The organism is Brachybacterium massiliense (genome assembly GCF_900184245.1).
Taxonomy (GTDB): domain Bacteria; phylum Actinomycetota; class Actinomycetes; order Actinomycetales; family Dermabacteraceae; genus Brachybacterium; species Brachybacterium massiliense.
Genome location: NZ_FXXB01000006.1, coordinates 363,129 through 382,171 on the forward strand (window position 1 = coordinate 363,129; position 19,043 = coordinate 382,171).

The window sequence follows — 19,043 nt, forward strand, 5'->3', positions numbered from 1 at the left end:
CGAGGGGAGTCAGCCGGCGTCGGCCGGCGGTGCCTCCTCTTCGCGCAGGCGCGGCTCGACCCTGTTCTCGGGGAGGTATCCGGCCTTGTCGGCGTAGAAGGCGCGGATGCGGTCCATGTCCGCCGGGATGTTCCCGGTCAGCTCGAGGATGGGTCCCAGGCCCGTGGTCATCGTGGTGCGGTCCACGTAGCCCAGCACCAGCGGCATGCCCGTGGCGCGGGCGATGCGGTAGAAGCCGGACTTCCAGTGGGAGTGGCCGCGCCGGGTGCCGTCCGGGGTGACGACCAGCCCGAACACCTCACCGGAGCGCACGCGCTCCACGACCTCGCCCACCACCTTGCTCGGTGCTCTGCGATCCACCGGGATCCCGCCCAGGGCGCGCATCATCGGCCCTCGCCACGCGGTGAACAGGCTGTGCTTCCCCAGCCAGCGGATCGGGAGCTGCAGGCGCCAGGCGATCGCGAGCATCAGCACGAAATCCCAGTTGGAGGTGTGCGGCGCTCCGATCAGCAGGGCGGGCCGCTGCGGAGCGGGCTCCGTGACGAGCTTCCAGGGGGACAGGGCCCAGAAGGCGGAGGCGAGGAGGCGTCGGACCATGCGCTCAACCTAAGCGACAGCCGCCTCGCCGTGGAGCGGAATCCGCAGGTCGGCTCGGAGGTGGCCCGGTATCACCCTGCCCCGGGACGTCGGCGTGCTTGTTTGAGGTCGGAGCGTCGGCGCTTGGCCTCGAGCCGCCGACGCGTCGAGCCGCGGGTGGGCCGGGTCGCCTTCCGCGGCACCGGCGGGGTCACGGCCTCGCGCAGGAGCGCGGCCAGCCGCTCCCGGGCCGCCCGACGGTTCTGCCTCTGCGAGCGATGCTCGGCCGTGGTCACGGTGAGCACCGTGCCGGTGAGGCGTGCCGCGAGCTGGAGGAGCGCCCTGCTGCGCTGCGCCTCGTCGAGCGCGCTCGTGGATCCCAGGTCAAGGCTCAGCTGGACTCGCGAGTCGGTGGTGTTCACGCCTTGGCCGCCGGGCCCGGAGGCATGGGAGAACCGCTCCACCAGCTCCGACTCCGGGACCCGCAGCCCGCGAGGCGCTCCGGGCCCCGGCGTGATCAGCAGATCGTCCATCCCGCCAGTGTGCCGCACGGCGGGAGGTCCGCCCTGCGATCAGCGCGCCGCCGCGACGCGCGTGCGGCCTATGGTCATCGCGGCGGCGGGCATCACCCGCAGCGCGGGACCAGCGGGACCAGCCAATACAGCAGTACCAGTGAGCCCAGCGAGAGGAGCGGCGGGATGGCGCAGGCACCCTTGCGGCGCAGCGAGGACGCCGCCCCGATGCTGCCCGCGCTCGCGGCTGCGCTCTGCGATGCCGATCTCGGGGTGCGCCGCGGCAGGGTCGTGGTCGCCGCCCCCTCGCCCCGCTGGGCCGAGGCCTTCGACGGCTTCGCCGCAGCGCTCGCGCCCCCCCGGCCGGCCGAGGTGCTCGGGATCGAGCACGTCGGCTCCACCGCCGTGCCCGGCCTGCCCGCCAAGCCGCTCCTGGACGTGGCGATCGGTCAGCGTCCCGGCACCGCCCCGCAGGTGCTGCACGGCTGGCTGATGGCGGCTGGCCACCTCTACCGGGGCGAGGCCGACGGCACCCGGCCCGACCGGATGTACGCCCTCGAGCTCGAGCCCGGGATCCGCCTGGTCAACGTGCACGTCGTCGACCACGGCGGCGCCCAGTGGCGCCGCTATCTCAGCTTCCGCGACCACCTGCGCACCAGCACCGAGGCACGGGAGGAGTACAGGCGGCTCAAGCAGCGCCTGGCGAGCGAGCATCCCGGGGACCGGCTGGCCTACCTGCAGGCCAAGACAGCCTTCGTCACCGCGCGCGACGGCTCCTGCGCACAGGGGTAGCCGGGAGGGCGGCTGAGGGGCACGATGGGGGAATGGCAGATCCGACGCAGATCCTGACCGCCTCCGAGATCTCCGCAGCCGAGCTGGCCGGCTGGAGGAGCGAGGGGGAGACCCTCTCGGCACGCTTCGCCACCGGTGATTTCGCCACCGGCCTCGAGCTGGTGCAGCGCATCGGCGCCTCCGCCGAGCAGGCGAACCTCCATCCCGATCTCACGCTCACCTATCCCGAGGTCACGGTGACGTTGAGCAGCCACGACGTCGGCGGCGTCACCAGCCGTGACATCGATCTGGCACGCGCCATCAGCGCGCATGCCGCAGACCTGGGCGCCGCCGCGAAGGGCTGAGCTCCTCCCGGGAACCCGTCGGCCGCTGTCGTCCGGGCGTCCGGCCGCATCACGCTGGGTGAGCGACCGTTACGGCACTGTTGCCTAGCAGGTATCCACATTCCCTGGAGGAAGTGCGCATCTGTGGTGTGATGGGCGCACCCGCTCTGCTCCTGTCCTGGAGAACAGCGCGGGCCTACCCGTACATCGGCACGATCGCCTCGAGGATGAGGAGCACTCATGAGAATCGGACGACGGACATTCGCGACGCTCGGCCCGCTGGCCGCGCTGGGCCTCCTGGCCGCCTGCAGCGACAGCGCCGGCGGAGGAGGAGAAGGCGGCGGTGAGGGCGACTTCGTCACCGATCTGACCTTCGGCACCGGCGGCACCGGCGGTGTGTACTACCCGCTGGGCGGTGAGTACGCCGCGATCTACGAGGCGAACATCGACGGCGTCACCGTCAACTACACCGACTCCGGCGCCTCGGTGGAGAACATCGGCATGATCTTCCAGGGCGAGTGGCAGCTCGGCATCGCCCAGTCCGACACCGCGAACTCCGCGGTCACCGGGGCCGGGGAGTTCGAGGGGGCGCAGGTCGACAACATCGGCTGGATCGCCGGTCTCTACCCCGAGGCCGCCCACATCGTCACCCTCGCCGGCAGCGGCATCGAGACCGCCGCGGACCTCGCGGGCAAGCGCATCGCGGTGGGCGACGTCGGCTCCGGCACCCGTGCCGTCTCCGATGCGATCCTCGCCGCCCACGACATCGGCGAGGGCGACTACGAGGCGTTCGAGCAGGACTTCGCCAGCTCCCTGGACCTGCTGCGGGACAACAACATCGATGCCTCGGTGTTCGTGGTCGGCACCCCCACCGGGTCCCTGGGGGACCTCGCCGCGACCAACGATGTCAAGCTCGTCTCCCTCGAGCAGGACAAGGCCGACCAGGTCGCCGCCGAGAGCCTGTTCGACGTGTACACGATCGAGCCGGACGCCTACGACTTCCTCGAGGAACCGGTGATCACCCTCTCGGTCGCGGCGGCGCTGATCGCCTCGACCACGCAGGTCAGCCCCGAGCTCGGGTACGAGATCACCAAGGCCACCTTCGAGCACTCGGAGTCGATCACCCTCGCCCAGGGCGGCCTGATCGGGCACGACTTCGCGCTCTCGGGCCAGGGCGATGTGCCGCTGCACCCGGGCGCTCAGAAGTACTACGAGGAAGAGGGACTCCTCTGAGATGAGCGCCAAGGACCACGAGGACACTCCGCAGGTCTCAGCGCTCGAGGTCGATCAGGAAGCGCAGCATGAGGCCGAGGCGAAGGCCGAGGAGCTGCTGCGCGAGCACGACACCTCCAGCCGGTTCCGCACGAACCTGGGCTGGTGGGCATGGCTGGTGGGCGGGCTGTCGGTCGCACTGACCGTCTTCCATCTGTACACCGGCATCTTCGGGTCGCGGCCCTCGCTGATCCAGGGTGCGATCCATCTGGGCGCCGCGAGCTCGATCATCTTCCTGCTCTACCCCGCCGGCAAGCGGGTCGAGCGGCGCGGCGGCAAGGCTGGCATCCCCTGGTGGGATGTGGTGCTGTCCCTGGTCGCGCTGTCGGTGAACCTGTACATCGTGGTGCGGTACTCGCACCTGACCAGCAACTTCGTGCAGATCATGGGCTTCGACACGATCGACTACGTGGTCGCGACCCTGGGCATCGCCCTCACGCTCGAGGCGACCCGGCGCTGCGTGGGCCTGCCGATCGTGCTGATCGCCCTGGCCGCGATCGGGTACTCCACGCTGATCGTGGGCCAGTCCTGGCAGAACTACGCGACCGGCACGTACTTCACCTCGCGCGCCGGGATCTTCGGCACCCCGATCCAGGTCTCCTCGACCTTCATCTTCCTGTTCCTGCTGTTCGCGGTGGTGCTGATCCGCACCAACATCGGCGCCCTGTTCAACGACCTCGCCTTCCGCCTCACGGGTCGTTTCACCGGCGGCCCGGCGAAGGCCGCGGTCGCCGCCTCCGGCCTGCAGGGCATGATCTCCGGCTCCTCGGTGGCCAACACCGTCGCCTCGGGCTCCTTCACGATCCCGCTGATGAAGAAGGCCGGTTTCCGGTCCCACTTCGCCGGGGCCGCCGAGGCGACCGCCTCCACCGGTGGGCAGATCATGCCGCCGATCATGGGCGCGGCGGCGTTCATCATGGCCGAGTACACGGGGATCCCCTACAACGAGATCATCATCATCGGGATCATCCCGGCGGTGCTCTACTTCCTGGGCGTGTTCGTCTCGGTGCACTTCGAGGCGAAGCGCATGAAGATCGCGGGCATGCCGAAGGATCAGCTGCCCGGCTGGACGTCGATCCTGGCGCGGCTGGACCTGCTCGCACCGCTGGTGATCATCGTGACGATGATGCTCTCGGGCTTCTCCCCGGCGCGTGCGGCGCTGTGGGGCGTGGCCGTGGCCTTCGCGCTGAGCTTCCTGCGCAAGTCCACCCGCCTGTCCCCCAAGGGAATCGTGCTGACCCTCGAGGCCGGTGCCCGCACCGCGCTGCCGGTGATCGCGGCGTGTGCGACCGCCGGGATCGTGGCCGGCACCGTGACCGGCACGGGGCTGGGCGGGCGGCTCGGCAACGCGGTCATCGGCATCGCGCAGGGCAACTTCCTGCTGGTGCTGCTGCTGACCATGATCGTCTGCCTGATCCTGGGCATGGGCCTGCCCACCACCGCGAACTACGTGGTCACCGCCACCGTGGCGGCGCCGATCCTGATCAACAACTTCGATGTCCCGGTGATCGCGGCGCACATGTTCGTGTTCTTCTTCGGGATCCTCGCCGATGTCACCCCGCCGGTGTGCCTGGCGGCGTACGCGGGATCCGGCATCGCCGGCTCCAACCCGCTGAAGACGGGTGTGACCGCTCTGAGGCTCGCGATCGCCGGCTTCCTGGTGCCCTTCGTGTTCGTGCTCGAGCCCTCGCTGCTGCTCGCCGGCACGGTCACGGAGATGATCCCGGCGCTGGTGACGGTGATCCTGGGCATGGTCGCGATCGCCGCCGGGCTCGCGGGCTACCTGTTCGGGAACACGACCACGCTCGAGCGCACGCTGCTGATCGTGGGCGGCGTGCTGATGGTCTATCCCTCGATACCCGTCTCGCTCGCGGGCATGGTGCTCGCCGCGCTGGTGATCGCTCTCCAGCTCATCCGCCGCCGTCGGAACCGGGACCGGGCCGGCACCGCTCCCGCCACCGCCTGAGCGCTGCGGAGGCGACCGACCACGAGGAGGGGCTGCCGTCACTCGACGGCAGCCCCTCCTCGTGCTTGCATGCGGTGCTCAGGCGCTCATGAGGCGCGGCACTGCACCAGCTCCTTGAACTCGCTGCGGTGGAACACCATCGCCTCTGCCTCCGGCCGGCTGCCGATCGAGAGCACCTCGAGCAGAGCGATGTCGTGATCGCCGGCGCGCACCTGGTCGTGCACCTGCACCGTCATCCAGGCCGGGGTGGAGCCGAGGGTCAGCGCACCGGCCTCGTCGATGTGGAGATCCACGCCCTCGAAGCGCCGGTCGCGATCCTTCGAGGCGAGCTGGCGGGCCAGGTGCGCCTGCTCGAGGCCCAGCACGCTCACTCCGAGCCGGCCGTGCTCACGCAGCACGGGCCAGGTCTGCGAGGTGTGCTGGACCGCGACCGAGACCAGCGGCGGGTCCAGGGACACGCCCACGGTGAAGGTGGAGGCGAGCAGTCCGTGGCGCACGCCGTCGATCTCGGCGGCGACCAGGACCACACCTTGAGGGAAGTGGGAGAACGCCTCGCGGAGGGCGATGTCGGTCAGCATGCTTCGCACTGTAGGCCGTGAGCGGCAGCAGGCGCACGGCGGATGACGCATCGCGGACTCGCGGCGTCATCCGCCGTCACAGGCGGGGCGTGCTCACCCCTCCGGCACCGCTTCCTCCATCGCGCTGATCTGGAAGGTCGCGCCCTCCGGATCTGCGATCGTGGCGATCCGGCCGAAGGGGGAGTCCACCGGTCCATCGAGCACCGTCCCGCCGAGCTTCCGCACCCTGGCGAGCGCCGCTTCGCTCGAGCCGACACCGAGGTAGAGGCGCCAGCCGGTGGCTTCCTCGGGCATCACCCCGGTCGCATCGCCGATGCCCCAGCTGGCGGATTCTCCGGGGCCGTTGGTGGCGTAGCGGAAGTCGTCGGAGTCCATCGGCTCGGTGAGCGGGACCAGCTGGGCGTCGAACACCGCGGTGTAGAACGCGGAGGCCTCGTCATAGCGCAGGGTCATCAGCTCGAACCAGACGGGGGAGCCCGGGACGCCGGTGAAGTCATAGCCCTCGAGCTGGTTCGGCTGCCACATGCTGATCAGTGCGCCGGTGGAATCCAGGATCAGCGCGTTGCGTCCCCAATCGCCGATGTCGTGGGCGGGCATCACCACGGTGCCGCCGTTCTCGAGGGCCTTCGTCGAACGGGCATCGATGTCGTCCACGCTGAGGTGCACGCCCCATTCGGCAGTGAGCTCCTTCCCCTCCGGGCAGGTCATGCCTGCGATCGACATCGCCCCGCCCACCAGGGCGCCGTCGTTGCGGATCAGGTGGTAGTGGTTGAACTGCTCGCCGAGGTCCTCGAAGGACCAGCCGAACAGTCCCGTGTAGAAGGTCTTCGCCGCCTCGAGGTCATGGACGCCGAGGTCGAGCCAGGTGCTGGTGCCGGTGGTGCGGGTCATCGTTCCTCCTGGGGTCGGGGCCGTGGGCCCGGTGTGCCTCCACGCTAGGCGCGCAGGCTCGGCGATCGATGTCCGATCCTGCGCAGCCTGGAGGCGGAGCCGGTCAGCTGCGGCAGAGGACGGGCAGCGCGGACAGCAGCGGGGGACGGCCCGCACCGGGCGCGGCGCGCAGGTGCAGGGTGAGCTCGGCCGGTGCGGTCAGCGGCGCGGGGTGGACGGCGACCAGCGGCGCGGTGGGCACGAGCATGTCCTCGGGGTCCGCGTGGGCGGGCACCGCGAAGCCCAGCAGGAACGGCGCCCCAGGGCAGAGCGGCAGGTCCGCGACGGGCTGCCCGCTCAGCAGCGCCCCGGCCCGGGGCAGGCCGATCGGTGCCGGATGCGGGTACCAGCCCACCCAGATCGACGCGTCACCGCGCGTCTCGGCGCCGGCGGGGAGCTCCAGATGCACCCGCACGTGCTCGGGATGCGGCGGCAGGAGCGTGAACGGCCGCGGTGGCCGGGCGCTGACGCGCTCGGCGAGGCGGCGCAGCTGGCCCGGAGCGACCCCGACGGTGGCGCGGAAGCGGCGGCTGAAGCTCGAGACCGAGTCGAAGCCCACCGCCATGGCCACGTCGATCACCGGATCATCCTCGGCGAGCAGCAGGCGCTTGGCCGCATCGATCCTGAGGGCCGTGAGGTACTGGCCCGGGCCGATGCCCATGTGCGTGCGGAAGGCGCGGGAGAAGTGGAAGGGGCTGTAGCCGGCGTGCTCGGCGAGATCGCCCACGCTGAGGGTTGCCGTGTGCGTGCGGGCGAGGTCGATCACGGAGGCGAAGGAGGCCTCGGAGAGCGTGGGCACGGGCGTCGATGTGAGCGCAGTCACGCACTCGAGTGTAGGGAACGGTGCGGACAGCGCACCAGAGTCCAGCTCTGCGCCGCAGCAGTGCAGCAGCAGCGCGCACGAGAGACGGGCGGCCCCGCACCGAGGTGCGGGACCGCCCGTTCGTGGACCGAGCCCTCCGGGGAGGGGGCGCGGTCAGGCGCTGTGCTCGGCGCGGATCAGCTCCGCGGCGCGCTCGCCGATCAGCATCGTGGTGATGTTCGGGTTCACCGCGACCAGCTGCGGCATCACCGAGGCGTCGACCACGCGCAGGCCCGTCACGCCCTTGACCCGCAGCTGCGGATCCAGCGGCGACATCTCGTCGTCCGCCGCGCCCATCCGCACCGAGCCGGCCGGGTGGTAGACGGTGTTGTGGGTCTTGGCGACGTACTCGGCGATCTCCTCGTCGGTCTGGACGTCCTCGCCCGGGAACAGCTCCCGGCCGCGGAACTCGTCCATCGCGGACTGCGCGACGATCTCGCGTGCCCGGCGGATCCCGGCGACGGCCACGCGCATGTCATGGCCCTCCTCGTCGGTGAAGTAGCGCGGATCCACACGCGGCTTGTCGCGGTAGTCCATCGTGCGCAGCCGCACCGTGCCGCGCGAGCGGGCGTGGGTGATGTTCGGGGTCAGCGCGAAGGACTCCGGCGAGGTGGGATAGCCGTGACGGCGGGTGTGCATGTCGAAGGGCACCGAGCCGTAGTGCATCATCAGGTCCGGCAGATCCAGACCCTCCTCGGTGGGGGAGAAGATCCCGATCTCCCACCACTGGGTGGACTCGCGGGTCATCGTCTGCGTGGACTCCCAGGAGATGACCGCCTCAGGGTGGTCCTGCAGGTTCGAGCCGACGCCGGGGGAGTCGACCCGCACCTCGACACCGACCTCGCGCAGGTGCTCGGCCGGGCCGATGCCGGAGAGCATCAGCAGCTTCGGCGAGTCGATCGCCCCGGCGGAGAGGATCACCTCGCGGCGCGCGTGCATGAGCGAGGAACGGTCGAAGGCGTTGTCGATGTACTCCACGCCCGTGGCCCGCTGCTCCTGGTCGAAGAGCACCCGCATCACCTGCAGGCCGGTCAGCACGTGCAGGTTCTCCCGCTCGAGGTGCGGGTGCAGGTAGGACACCGAGGAGGAGGCGCGGGTGCCGTCGGCCTGGCGGTTGACCTGGAACCAGTTCGCACCGTTGACCACGGTCTCGAAGTCGTTGAACCGCGCGCGCGGGATACCGGCCTGCTCGCAGGCGTCCAGGATCGCCACGCCCACCGGGTCCTCGGCGGGCACGTCCATCAGGTGCACCGGGCCGTCGGTGCCGTGGCCCTCGCCGGTGCGATCCATGTTGGTCTCGAGACGGGAGATCAGCGGCATGATCGTCTCGGCGTTCCAGCCCTCGGCGCCGAGCTGCTCCCACAGGTCCATGTCCTCGGCCGGCGGGTGGAAGGCGATGCAGGAGTTGTGGGAGGAGCAGCCGCCCAGCACCTTCGCACGCGAGTGACGCATGAAGGAGTTGCCGTTCTCCTGCGGCTCGATCGGGTAGTCCCAGTCCAGACCGGACTCCAACAGCTCGGGCCAGCGCTTGAGCTGCAGCACCTCCTGGTGCTCGAGATCGGAGGGCCCGGCTTCGAGCAGGGCCACCTCGACGGAGGGGTCCTCGCTCAGGCGCGAGGCGAGCACGGCACCGGCGGAGCCGCCGCCGACGACGATGTAGTCGAACTCGGAGACGGGGTTCTCGGACGTGAGGTCCTGTGCGGACATGTCAGCTGCTTCCTGTCGATGAAGGGATGGAACGGGGGAGGGAGCGCCCCGCCGAGGCGTGCGGCGGGACGCTCCGGGACCGCGCGGGATCAGTCCTTGCGCGGGAACCAGCCGGAGACGGCCGGTTCGGTGTTGTGGTAGATGTGCTTGGTCTCGGTGTACTCCTCGAGACCGGAGGGACCCAGCTCCCGGCCGACGCCGGACATCTTGTAGCCGCCCCACTCCGCCTGCGGCAGGTAGGGGTGGTAGTCGTTGATCCAGATGGTGCCGTGGCGCAGGCGCCGCGAGACGCGCTGCGCGGTGCCGGCGTCCGAGGTCCACACCGCGCCGGCCAGGCCGTACTCGGTGTCGTTGGCGATCGCGATCGCCTCCTGCTCGGTGGAGAAGGTCTCCACCGTGATCACCGGGCCGAAGCCCTCCTCGATCACGGCGGGGTTGTCCGCGGTGCACTGATCCAGCACCGTCGGCGCGTAGAAGAAGCCCTGCTCGTGCTCGGGGCCGCCCCAGTGCCCACCCGTGCGCAGCCGCGCCCCGGCGGCGACGCCCCGCTCGACGTAGTCGGTGACCTTGTCGCGATGCTCCTTGGAGACCAGCGGGCCGGTCTCGGCCTTCGGATCCAGCGGACCGCCCATCACGATGCCCTCCGCGCGGGCGACCAGTTCGTCCACGAACCGCTCGGCGATCGACTCGTGCACGATCAGCCGCGTGCCGGCCGAGCAGACCAGGCCCGAGTCGAGGAAGCCGGCGTTGAGCGCATTGTCGAGCGCCGCCTCGTAGTCGGCGTCGGCGAAGACCACGTTGGGGTTCTTGCCGCCCAGCTCGAGCGCGACCTTCTTGATGCCGTGCGCGGCGGCCTCGGCGATCTTGCGCCCGGTGACCAGGCCGCCGGTGAAGGAGACCAGGTCGATCTCGGGGTGGGAGGACAGCGGAGCGCCCACCACGCCGCCGTCGCCCAGCACGAGGTTCGCGACCCCGGCGGGCAGACCCAGCGAGTCCAGCACATCCATGATCAGGATCGTGGTGTGCGGGGTGAGCTCGGCCGGCTTGATCACGAAGGAGTTGCCCGCCGCGAGCGCCGGGGCGATCTTCCACGCGGCCTGCAGCAGCGGGAAGTTCCAGGGGGTGATCATGCCGCACACGCCGATCGGCTCGTGCACCACGCGCGAGATGACGCTGGCGTCCCCCGCATCGACCAGGCGGCCGGGGTTCTGATCGGCGATCTTGCCGAAGTAGCGGAAGCACGAGGTGATGTCGTCCATGTCGCCCTCGGCCTCGACCAGGCGCTTGCCGGTGTCGAGGGCCTCGGCGCGGGCGAACTCGTCCTTGCGCTCCTGGAGGGCGTCTGCCACGCGCAGCAGGAAGTCGCCGCGCTCGGAGGCGGGCTTGTCGGCCCAGAGACCTTCGTCGAAGGCCCGACGGGCCGCGAGGATCGCGCGCTCGACGTCCTCGGCGGTGGCCTCGGAGACCACGCCCACCTCGGACTGGTCCGCGGGGCAGGTGACGGTGCGGGTTGCGCCCGAGGAGGAGGGCACCCACTGCCCGTCGATGAACAGGGTGGCGATGGTGTCAGTCATGGCGCTCCTTCGTGTCGGGCGTGCTGGAGGTCTCGAGGCTCGCGGGAGCCTCGACCTGGTCGGTGTCGTCCCAGGTGTCCGGCGCCGTGACGGCGATCGTGCCCGTCGCGGTGCCGATGTCGGTGCTCATCGTGAGGTACATGATGTGCGCGTCGTAGGCGTCCAGGACATCCGCGATGACCTGCTCCTTTGTGTATCCCATGATGTCGCGGCCGCGGGAGCCGAGGATCGAGAAGATCTCGACCCGGTAGAAGGTGTCCCGCACCGCGGCGAGGTTGGTGGCGAAGCTCGGGGTCGAGTAGGCCACGGGGTAGGTCTGGTACTTGAAGTCCTCGGACTCGGGGAAGGAGACGACGAGGTCCACGAAGGGGATCCCGCTGTCGGGATGCTCGCCGCGATCGCAGGAGACATCGGCCCCGAGCCCCTTGAGCTCGGCGGCGACCTCCTCCACCGCGGGGGTGGCGACGGTCTCGATGAACGTCGTGGCCTGCTCGGCGCTCGCATAGGACATGCGGTGCTGCAGGCGCTTGCGCCAGGAGCCGCGCTCGCCGCCGTCGGCGCCCAGCACCCGGCTGTTCAGCAGCCCCGGCAGGGCGGCCTGGCGGGCGGCGAGGTTCATGCTCTCGGTGCGCAGCACCTTCCAGAGGCTGAACATCACCAGGTACACCAGGATCGACAGCGGCAGACCCACCATCACGGTGGCCGCCTGCAGCGTGTACACGCCGTCGATGAACAGCATCACCAGGGTCAGCGCACCGGTGATCACGGCCCACACGATGCGCAGCCAGGGCGCGCCGTCGGAGTCGGTGGTCGAGGACTTCGAGGTCATGTTCGCCATCACCAGCGAGCCGGAGTCCGCGGAGGTGACGTAGAAGAACAGGCCCGTGATCACGGCCAGCGCCACGGTGAAGGTCGCGCCCGGGTACTGCTCGAGCAGGTTGAAGAACCCGGATTCGGGCAGGTTCACCGCCAGGTCCAGGAACTTCTCGTCATCGAAGAAGCTCAGCGCCGCGTTGCCGAAGATCGACACCCACAGCAGGATGAAGGCGAAGGGGATCAGCAGCACGCCCACCACGAACTGGCGCAGGGTGCGGCCGCGGGAGATGCGCGCGAGGAACAGGCTCACGAAGGGTGCCCAGGCGATCCACCAGGCCCAGAAGAACAGGGTCCAGTCCGCCATCCACTGCGAGGCGGGGTAGCCGAGGTCCGCGGCGCCGTCGGTGTAGGCGAAGGTGTTCATCATCATCCCGGGGAACCGGGAGAAGAAGTCGCCGATGTTCTGCACCAGGGCGTTGAGCAGCTGGTGGGTCTGGCCGGAGAAGAGCACCCACAGCATCAGCGTCAGGGCCAGCACCACGTTGAGCTCGGAGAGGCGGCGGATGCCCTTGTCCACGCCGGAGACGGTGGACAGCACGGTGATGAACACCGCCAGGGCCATCAGGGCGATCTGCACCGAGATCGAGTTGGGGACCCCGAACAGCGAGGAGAGCCCGTAGTTCAGGAACACCACGCCGATGCCGAGCGACACCGAGATGCCGAAGATCGTGCCGATCGTCGCGCCGATCTCCGCTGCATGGCCCACGGCGCCATGGATGCGGCGACCGAAGATCGGAGCCAGGGCGGAGCGGATCGACAGCGGCAGGTGGTAGCGATAGGCGAACAGGCCGAAGGCCATGCCCATCAGCGCGTACATCGCCCAGCCGGGGATGCCGTAGTGGAAGATCGTCCAGATCACGGCCATCCGGGCCGCCTCGTCTGAACCAGCCGGGGCGTCCGGCGGGGTCAGCACGTTCGAGGCAGGCCCGGAGATCCCGAAGAACATCAGGTCCACACCGATGCCGGCGGCGAACAGCATCGCCGCCCAGGTGAACAGGTTGTACTTGGGCAGGGAATGATCCGGGCCCAGCTTCGTGCCGCCCACCTTGGAGAAGGCGACGATCAGCACGAACACCACCACGATCGTGGCGGTCAGCACGTAGTACCACCCGAAGTTGGTGGCCACCCAGTCCATCGAGCCGAAGATGACCGTCTCGGCCGTGCCCGGCCAGATCGCGGCGAACAGCACGAAGGCCACGATGATCACCGAGGTGCCGATGAACACCGGCCAGTTGACCGCGGAGTGCGTGCGGGCCGCGGTGGCACCGCCGCCGGGGGTTGCGCCGCCCGTTGCTCCGGGATCCCTCCCGCCGTCGGAGGGATCTGTGGGGCGAGGGATCGCGGCCTCAGCCATCTCGGTCCTTTCGGTCGGGGGACCGGGCGCCGCTGGCCGCACGGGCCGCTCTGCCCGGCGACGGGAGAAGCGCCGAGGGCTCGAGGGGTGCTCGGGCCAGGCGCCGCAGATGACCATATTGTCCGACAGCCAGTCGATCCAACCAGATGGCTAAGTAAGTGACCGATGTGGCATTCGCCCGCGGATCCGGGACGGGGGCGGGGCGCAGGGGTGCCATGGGCGGCGCCGTCGCTCGGCCGCGGCGCCGCCCGTTCCCTCAGGCGCCGACGGGCACCGGCGCGGACTCTGCGCGCTCCTCACCGGACGGCGCCGTGACCGTCCCGATCGACCACTGGAAGCCCGGCAGGGTGCCGTTGACCTCGAAGGCGCCGATCTCGCGGGCCTTGTACACCCACGGGTTGTGGGAGGCGACGGTGCGGGCGTTGCGCCAGTGCCGGTCCAGCGCCGAGCCCTCGCGCACGGCCGAGGCGCCGAGCGTGTCGAACAGGCGTGTGGCCGCCTCGGGGACCAGTCGTGTGGTGATGATCTGCGCGCGGCCGGAGGCGAGCTCCGCCTCGACGGCCGCGGCGCGCGCCTCCTCGGAGCCCCGGCGGGTGGCCGCCACGGCGGCCTCGATCGATCCTGCGACCTGCTCCACGAGCGCTGCCGAGGTTGCGGCGACCGCGGAGATCTCGCCCAGGATCTGCAGGATCTGGGGGTCCTCGCGAACCCGGTCGGCGTTGCCGTGGCTGTAGGTGCGGGTGCGGGCGGCGACCGCCGCGGTCGTATCCTCCAGCACAGCCGCCGCGATCCCGGCGTGCACCGCCACGAGCACCAGCTGGTACACGGCCGTCTGGTAGCCGAAGCGATCGGTGAAGGGGATGACGTCGCGTGCCTCGAGCTCGGCGCGCTCGTACACGATCGTGCCGGTCCCGGTGAGCTTCTGCCCGAACCCGTCCCAGTCATCGCTGCGGGTCACCCCGGGCTGCACCAGCGGCACCACGGCGATGTGCTGGCTTCCGTCGGCCGCCTCCACCAGGGTGTCCGAGAAGTCGGCGAAGAGGGATCCGGTGGTGTAGAACTTCTTCCCGCTCACCTGGGCACGATCACCCTCGACGGTGATCTTCGTGCCGAAGGTGCCGCGCTCCACGCTGCCGATCTCCGACCACGCGTTCCCGATCACGGCCCCGCCCGCGATCCGCTCCAGCCAGCGGTCGCGGAAATCTGCGTGCGGGGAGACCAGCAGGTCCTCGACGAAGGCGATGTGGCCGCGCCAGATCTGGGGGAGGTTCGAATCGGCCGCGGCGAGATCCACCAGGAGCGCGGCGAGCTGCGGGAACGTGGCGCCCAGGCCGCCAGCCTCGACCGGCACCCGGAGGGTCCCGAACCCGGCCTCGGCCAGGGCGCGCACCGCCTCGACCGGCAGGGAGCGCTCACGCTCCCGGTCCAGGGCGCCGGCGGCGATGGTCTCGAGAACGGGGGAGAAGCGAGCACGGAGCTCGGCGAGCGTGGTCATGGTTGTCCTTTCGTCGTCCCACATGGTGCGTGGTTGCCGACGCTAGGAGCTGCGTCCGGTCAGGCGCCAGGGCTCAGTCGCACGGCGTCGTCCGGCGACCCGGGGCGTGATGGAGGGTCACGCGGAGGGGCCGCCGAGAACGGCGTCGAGAGGGGCGCTGAGCGCTCTCAGGCCTCGTTCTCCGGCTCAGGCTCCGGCGGCAGCGGCCGCGAGCCGCGCAGGAAGCAGGCGCCGAGCAGCCCGAGCGCGGAGATCCCGGCGGCCACGAGGAAGGCCACGTTCACGCCATGGATCGCCCCGGTCACGCCGTACTCCTGGGGATCGAGGGCGGCGGCGGTCATGACCGTCACCAGCACGCCGGTGCCGACGGACGCCGCGACCTGGCGCATCGTGTTGTTCACCGCGGCACCGTGGGGGATCATCCGCCCGGAGAGCTGGTTCAGCGCAGCGGTGGTCACCGGCATGATCACCATCGCCGTGCCCAGCATCCGCACCGCGTTGACGATCGCGATGTACGCGAAGGTGGTCTCCGGGCTCAGCCGAGCCAGCAGCAGGGTGGTCACGGTCAGCAGCGCGAAGCCGATCACCGCGAGCGCCCGCGCACCGAAGCGGTCGAAGATCCGGCCGGTCACCGGGGACATCAGCCCCATGATCACCGCACCCGGCAGCAGCACCAGGCCGGACTCGAGAGCGGTGAAGTCGCTCATGTTCTGCATGAACAGCGGGATCATCAGCATCCCACCGATCATGGCCATGAACACCAGCATGCCCAGCACCGTGCCGAGCGTGAACATGCGGTTGCCCAGCACCCGCAGCTCGAGCAGCGGATCGGCCAGGCTCAGCTGGCGATGCACGAACCACACCAGCGTCACCACGCCCACGCCGAGCGGGACGAGCACCTGCGGACTGATCCAGCCCACGTTGCCGGCGTTGCTGAACCCGAACAGCAGCCCGCCGAAGGCGAAGGTGGACAGGATCAGCGAGAGCAGATCCAGGTGGGGGTTCGTCTGCTCGGTGACGTTCTTGAGCGTGAAGTACGCGAAGGCGAGCGCGCCGAGCGCGATCGGCAGCATCATCACGAACAGCACCCGCCAGGACCAGTGATCCACGACGAAGCCCGAGAGCGTCGGCCCGATCGCGGGGGCGAAGGAGATCACCAGCCCGAAGGTGCCCATCGCGGTGCCGCGCTTATGGATGGGGAAGATCGCGAACAGGATCGTCTGCATCAGCGGCATGATCATGCCGCCGCTGGCGGCCTGCACGATGCGGCCCAGCAGCAGCACCGCATAGACCGGCGCCGCGGCGCAGATGACGGTGCCCAGTGCGAAGATCCCCATCGCCGCGAAGAACATCGTGCGGGTGCTGAACTTCTGGATCAGATACGCAGTGGCCGGGATCATGATGCCGTTGACCAGCATGAACAGCGTGGTCACCCACTGCGCGGTGTTCGCCGAGATGCCGAAGTCGTCCATGAAGGCCGGCAGGGCGGTGTTCAGCAGGGTCTGGTTCAGGATGATCACGAAGGCGCCGCCGAGCAGCACCATCATCACCAGGTTCGGGTTCACCGCCGGCTGGGAGGCGCCGTGCGCTCCTGAAGCGCCCTCATGCGTGCGGCCCATGGTCGGATCCCCTCCTGTCTCGATCCTCGCCGGGCCCTGCCCCGTCGGGTATGCGGCGGATGTCGCCCGTACGAGGCTAGGTGCGAAGTTGCACTGGGTGCAAGGACATGGGGGTGGGATCCATGTCTCGGCGTCTGCCCCTGCGCGTCGGGCTCGGCACAATGGGGGAGTGCCCTCCTCGACCGTGACCGCCCCGACGCTCCCCGCCCGTGCCGACGCGGCGGTGGCAGGTCTCGCTCCGGGCTACTTCGCGCTCGTCATGGCGACCGGGATCGTCTCGATCGGACTGCGCGGCGTCGGGGCCGACGCCGCGGCGCTCGCGCTGCTGGTGCTCGCCACTCTTGAGGCGGCGGTTCTGGCCGTGCTCTACGGCGTGCGGTGGCTGCGGCATCGCGAGCGGGTGCGCTCCGACGCGAAGAACCCCGAGATCGCCTTCGGATACTTCACCGTCGTCGCCGCGTGCAGCGTGCTCGCCGTCGGCCTCCAGGAGGTGGGTCTCGGACTGCTCTCGGCCGTGCTGCTCGGGATCGGCGCCGCGATCTGGATCGTGCTCGGGTACGTGCTGCCCTGGCAGGTGCTGATGGCCCGCGACGGAGAACCGATCCTGGCACGCACCAACGGCAGCTGGTTCATCTGGTCGGTCGCCTCGCAGTCCCTCGCCGTGGGGCTGTCCGGGCTCGAGCCCGCCTCGCCCGGCTTCGCCGCGGTGCTCGGGCTGCTGACCGTGCTGTCCTGGTCGGTGGGGGCGATCCTGTACGTGGGCATCGCGGTGCTGGTGATCCTGCGCGTCGTCCATCACGGCATCACCCCGCAGCAGTTCGAGCCCACCTACTGGGTGGCGATGGGGGCGCTGGCGATCTCGGTAGTCGCGGGCGCCGGGATCTACGCCATGGCGCCGGTGCCGATGGTGGAGGCCTCCCGTGGGCTGATCGGCGGGACCGTGGTGCTCTTCTGGTGCTTCGCCCTGTGGCAGTACCCGCTGCTGCTCGGCGCGGGGGTGTGGCGCCATCTGATCCATCGCGTTCCGCTGCGCTACGTGCCCACGCTGTGGTCGATGGTGTTCCCGCTGGGGATGTTCGCGGTGGCCTCGCTGCGGCTGGGGACGGTGGAGCATCTGCCGCTGGTGGCGGGGATCGGCGTGGCCGGTCTGGTCATCGCCGTGCTCGCCTGGCTCGCGGTGTTCAGCGGGCTGGTGGCCACGCTGGTGCGCGGAGCGCGGGGAACGCGCCGTGCCTGAGCTCCACGGGCGGGCGCGCAGCCGGCCGGACCGCTGCGGAGGCTGAGCCCTCCGACGGCGGCCCGGCGGCAGGCTCACTCGACGGTGATCTCTCCCATCGGGCCCCAGCCGTCGCTGTCGATCTGGTGGGAGATGATCTGCGGGGTCGCCGAGAGGTACTGCGGGAACTCCTCCTGCATCTTCCTGAAGTGCGGGGAGTTCACGTGCGGGCCCGCGCCCTCGTCGGTGAACGCCTCGATCAGCACGTAGGTGTTCGGGTCCTTCACGCTGCGCGACCACTCGAACCACAGGTTGCCGGGCTCTTCGAGGGTGGTCTCGGTGAACTCGCGGGACAGCTCGGGCCACTGGTCGGCGAACTCGGGCTTCACAGGGAACTTCACGTTGATGAGGATCATCGTCGCGTCCTTTCAGAGATCGGGGTGGGACCAGCTTGCCAGCTCGTCAGCGTGATCGGCCGTGAGGGCAGGGATCAGAGATTGATCGTGACGTCCCCGGCCTCACGCAGCTCGGCGGCGAGGGTGGTGGCCGCCTCGTTCTGCTGCTGGGTGACGGCCTGCTGGGCCAGCTGCTCTTTGACCTCCTCGAAGGGCGGGATCTGCGAGGTGTCGCCACCGGCCCGCGACTGCTGCGCGGTGAGCTGCTCGTACTGCTGCTTCAGCTCCTCCTCGGTGGGCTCGGCGATGTCCGCCTCCTGCTCGATGTACGCGGTCAGGGCGAACTGGGAGGCGGCGTCCTCACGGATCTCCTCCGCACTCATGCCCTGCTGCTCGAGCGAGGAGACGACCTCGTCGGCCGAGCCCAGGCCGTTCTGCGAGGCGACCTCCTCGAGGGTGGCGTCGATGTCCTCGTCGGTCGCCTCGATGCCCGCGTCCTTCGCGCCCTGCAGCAGCAGCTCGTTGTCCACCAGCTGCTGGGCCACCTGGCCCTTGAGGTCGGCCTGGTCGGGCTGCTCGCCGGTGGTCTGCTGCTGCATCGCCATCTGCTGGAACTGGCTCTCGTAGATGGGCACGAACTCGTCCTTGGTGATGTCCTCGCCGTTGACGGTGGCCACCACGTCCGGGACGTCGGAGACATCCGCTTCCGGGGCCTGCTGCGCGCCGCCCTCCCCGCCCGCAGCAGCGGGGGCACCGCCTCCGTCGCTGGCCGCGGGCGGCTGGCCGCCGCCGTCGCTGCCGCCCGAGGGGGCGGCCTGATCGCCGCTGCACCCGGTCAGGGCGAGCCCTGCGGTGAGCGTGACTGCGGCGAGGGTGCGCCGGAGCGCTCGGCTGCTGGGAACCTTCACTGTGCCTCCTGAGATCGTTGGCGCGAGCGACGGTACGCCCCGAAACCTGGAACCGTGTTGCACAGATGCCCAGGCGGCGGTCAGAAAG

General features: G+C 70.1%; 17 protein-coding genes. 5 read left to right on the plus strand and 12 right to left on the minus strand.

Annotated features, from left to right (window positions below):
• Positions 1–9 precede the first annotated feature (9 nt).
• Together BN4251_RS06220 and arfB are read right to left on the minus strand one after the other, a co-directional pair.
• Positions 10–597, minus strand: a complete 588-nt coding sequence (locus BN4251_RS06220) for a 1-acyl-sn-glycerol-3-phosphate acyltransferase (protein WP_087484244.1) — start codon at positions 595–597, stop codon at positions 10–12.
• 71 nt (positions 598–668) lie between these two features.
• The gene (arfB, locus tag BN4251_RS06225) at positions 669–1,109 is read right to left on the minus strand and encodes an alternative ribosome rescue aminoacyl-tRNA hydrolase ArfB (protein ID WP_087484245.1); all 441 of its coding nucleotides are present in this window, start codon (positions 1,107–1,109) and stop codon (positions 669–671) included.
• A gap of 165 nt (positions 1,110–1,274) precedes the next feature.
• On the opposite strand from arfB, the gene BN4251_RS06230 reads away from it, so the two are divergent.
• From BN4251_RS06230 to BN4251_RS06245, 4 genes are all read left to right on the plus strand, one after another.
• Complete coding sequence (locus BN4251_RS06230) at positions 1,275–1,880, plus strand: GrpB family protein (protein ID WP_170931852.1); 606 nt, start codon at positions 1,275–1,277, stop codon at positions 1,878–1,880.
• A 32-nt stretch (positions 1,881–1,912) separates the two neighbouring features.
• On the plus strand, positions 1,913–2,224 hold the full coding sequence (locus BN4251_RS06235; RefSeq protein ID WP_087484247.1) for a 4a-hydroxytetrahydrobiopterin dehydratase: 312 nt from the start codon (positions 1,913–1,915) through the stop codon (positions 2,222–2,224).
• A gap of 219 nt (positions 2,225–2,443) precedes the next feature.
• Positions 2,444–3,436, plus strand: coding sequence for a TAXI family TRAP transporter solute-binding subunit (locus BN4251_RS06240; protein ID WP_087484248.1), 993 nt, complete (start codon positions 2,444–2,446; stop codon positions 3,434–3,436).
• Position 3,437: 1 nt separating this feature from the next.
• A complete protein-coding gene (locus BN4251_RS06245; RefSeq protein WP_087484249.1) occupies positions 3,438–5,441 on the plus strand; it encodes a TRAP transporter permease in 2,004 nt (667 codons plus the stop codon).
• Between the two features lie 86 nt (positions 5,442–5,527).
• On the opposite strand, the gene BN4251_RS06250 is transcribed toward BN4251_RS06245, so the two are convergent.
• From BN4251_RS06250 to BN4251_RS06285, 8 genes are all read right to left on the minus strand, one after another.
• The gene (locus BN4251_RS06250) at positions 5,528–6,019 is read right to left on the minus strand and encodes a flavin reductase family protein (protein WP_087484250.1); all 492 of its coding nucleotides are present in this window, start codon (positions 6,017–6,019) and stop codon (positions 5,528–5,530) included.
• A 93-nt stretch (positions 6,020–6,112) separates the two neighbouring features.
• Positions 6,113–6,910 (minus strand): VOC family protein, encoded by a 798-nt coding sequence (locus BN4251_RS06255; protein WP_087484251.1) that lies wholly within the window; start codon positions 6,908–6,910, stop codon positions 6,113–6,115.
• A 103-nt stretch (positions 6,911–7,013) separates the two neighbouring features.
• Entirely contained in the window at positions 7,014–7,772 is a 759-nt protein-coding gene (locus BN4251_RS06260; protein ID WP_087484252.1) for a helix-turn-helix transcriptional regulator, read from the minus strand.
• Positions 7,773–7,925: 153 nt separating this feature from the next.
• Positions 7,926–9,518: a GMC family oxidoreductase gene (locus tag BN4251_RS06265; RefSeq protein ID WP_087484253.1), complete on the minus strand. Its 1,593-nt coding sequence runs from the start codon at positions 9,516–9,518 to the stop codon at positions 7,926–7,928.
• 89 nt (positions 9,519–9,607) lie between these two features.
• Positions 9,608–11,092: an aldehyde dehydrogenase family protein gene (locus tag BN4251_RS06270; protein ID WP_087484254.1), complete on the minus strand. Its 1,485-nt coding sequence runs from the start codon at positions 11,090–11,092 to the stop codon at positions 9,608–9,610.
• Positions 11,085–13,322, minus strand: a complete 2,238-nt coding sequence (gene betT, locus BN4251_RS06275; protein ID WP_087484255.1) for a choline BCCT transporter BetT — start codon at positions 13,320–13,322, stop codon at positions 11,085–11,087. Before betT ends, BN4251_RS06270 begins: the two co-directional genes overlap by 8 nt.
• A 256-nt stretch (positions 13,323–13,578) precedes the next feature.
• Positions 13,579–14,817: an acyl-CoA dehydrogenase family protein gene (locus BN4251_RS06280; RefSeq protein ID WP_087484256.1), complete on the minus strand. Its 1,239-nt coding sequence runs from the start codon at positions 14,815–14,817 to the stop codon at positions 13,579–13,581.
• Positions 14,818–14,984: 167 nt separating this feature from the next.
• Positions 14,985–16,436 (minus strand): MDR family MFS transporter, encoded by a 1,452-nt coding sequence (locus tag BN4251_RS06285; protein ID WP_087484257.1) that lies wholly within the window; start codon positions 16,434–16,436, stop codon positions 14,985–14,987.
• A 169-nt stretch (positions 16,437–16,605) separates the two neighbouring features.
• On the opposite strand from BN4251_RS06285, the gene BN4251_RS06290 reads away from it, so the two are divergent.
• Positions 16,606–17,673: a tellurite resistance/C4-dicarboxylate transporter family protein gene (locus tag BN4251_RS06290; protein ID WP_087484258.1), complete on the plus strand. Its 1,068-nt coding sequence runs from the start codon at positions 16,606–16,608 to the stop codon at positions 17,671–17,673.
• Positions 17,674–17,747: 74 nt separating this feature from the next.
• Here BN4251_RS06290 and BN4251_RS06295 read toward each other — a convergent pair whose 3' ends face one another.
• Positions 17,748–18,068, minus strand: coding sequence for a putative quinol monooxygenase (locus BN4251_RS06295; RefSeq protein ID WP_087484259.1), 321 nt, complete (start codon positions 18,066–18,068; stop codon positions 17,748–17,750).
• Positions 18,069–18,142: 74 nt separating this feature from the next.
• On the minus strand, positions 18,143–18,955 hold the full coding sequence (locus BN4251_RS06300) for a SurA N-terminal domain-containing protein (RefSeq protein ID WP_087484260.1): 813 nt from the start codon (positions 18,953–18,955) through the stop codon (positions 18,143–18,145).
• Positions 18,956–19,043: the final 88 nt, after the last annotated feature.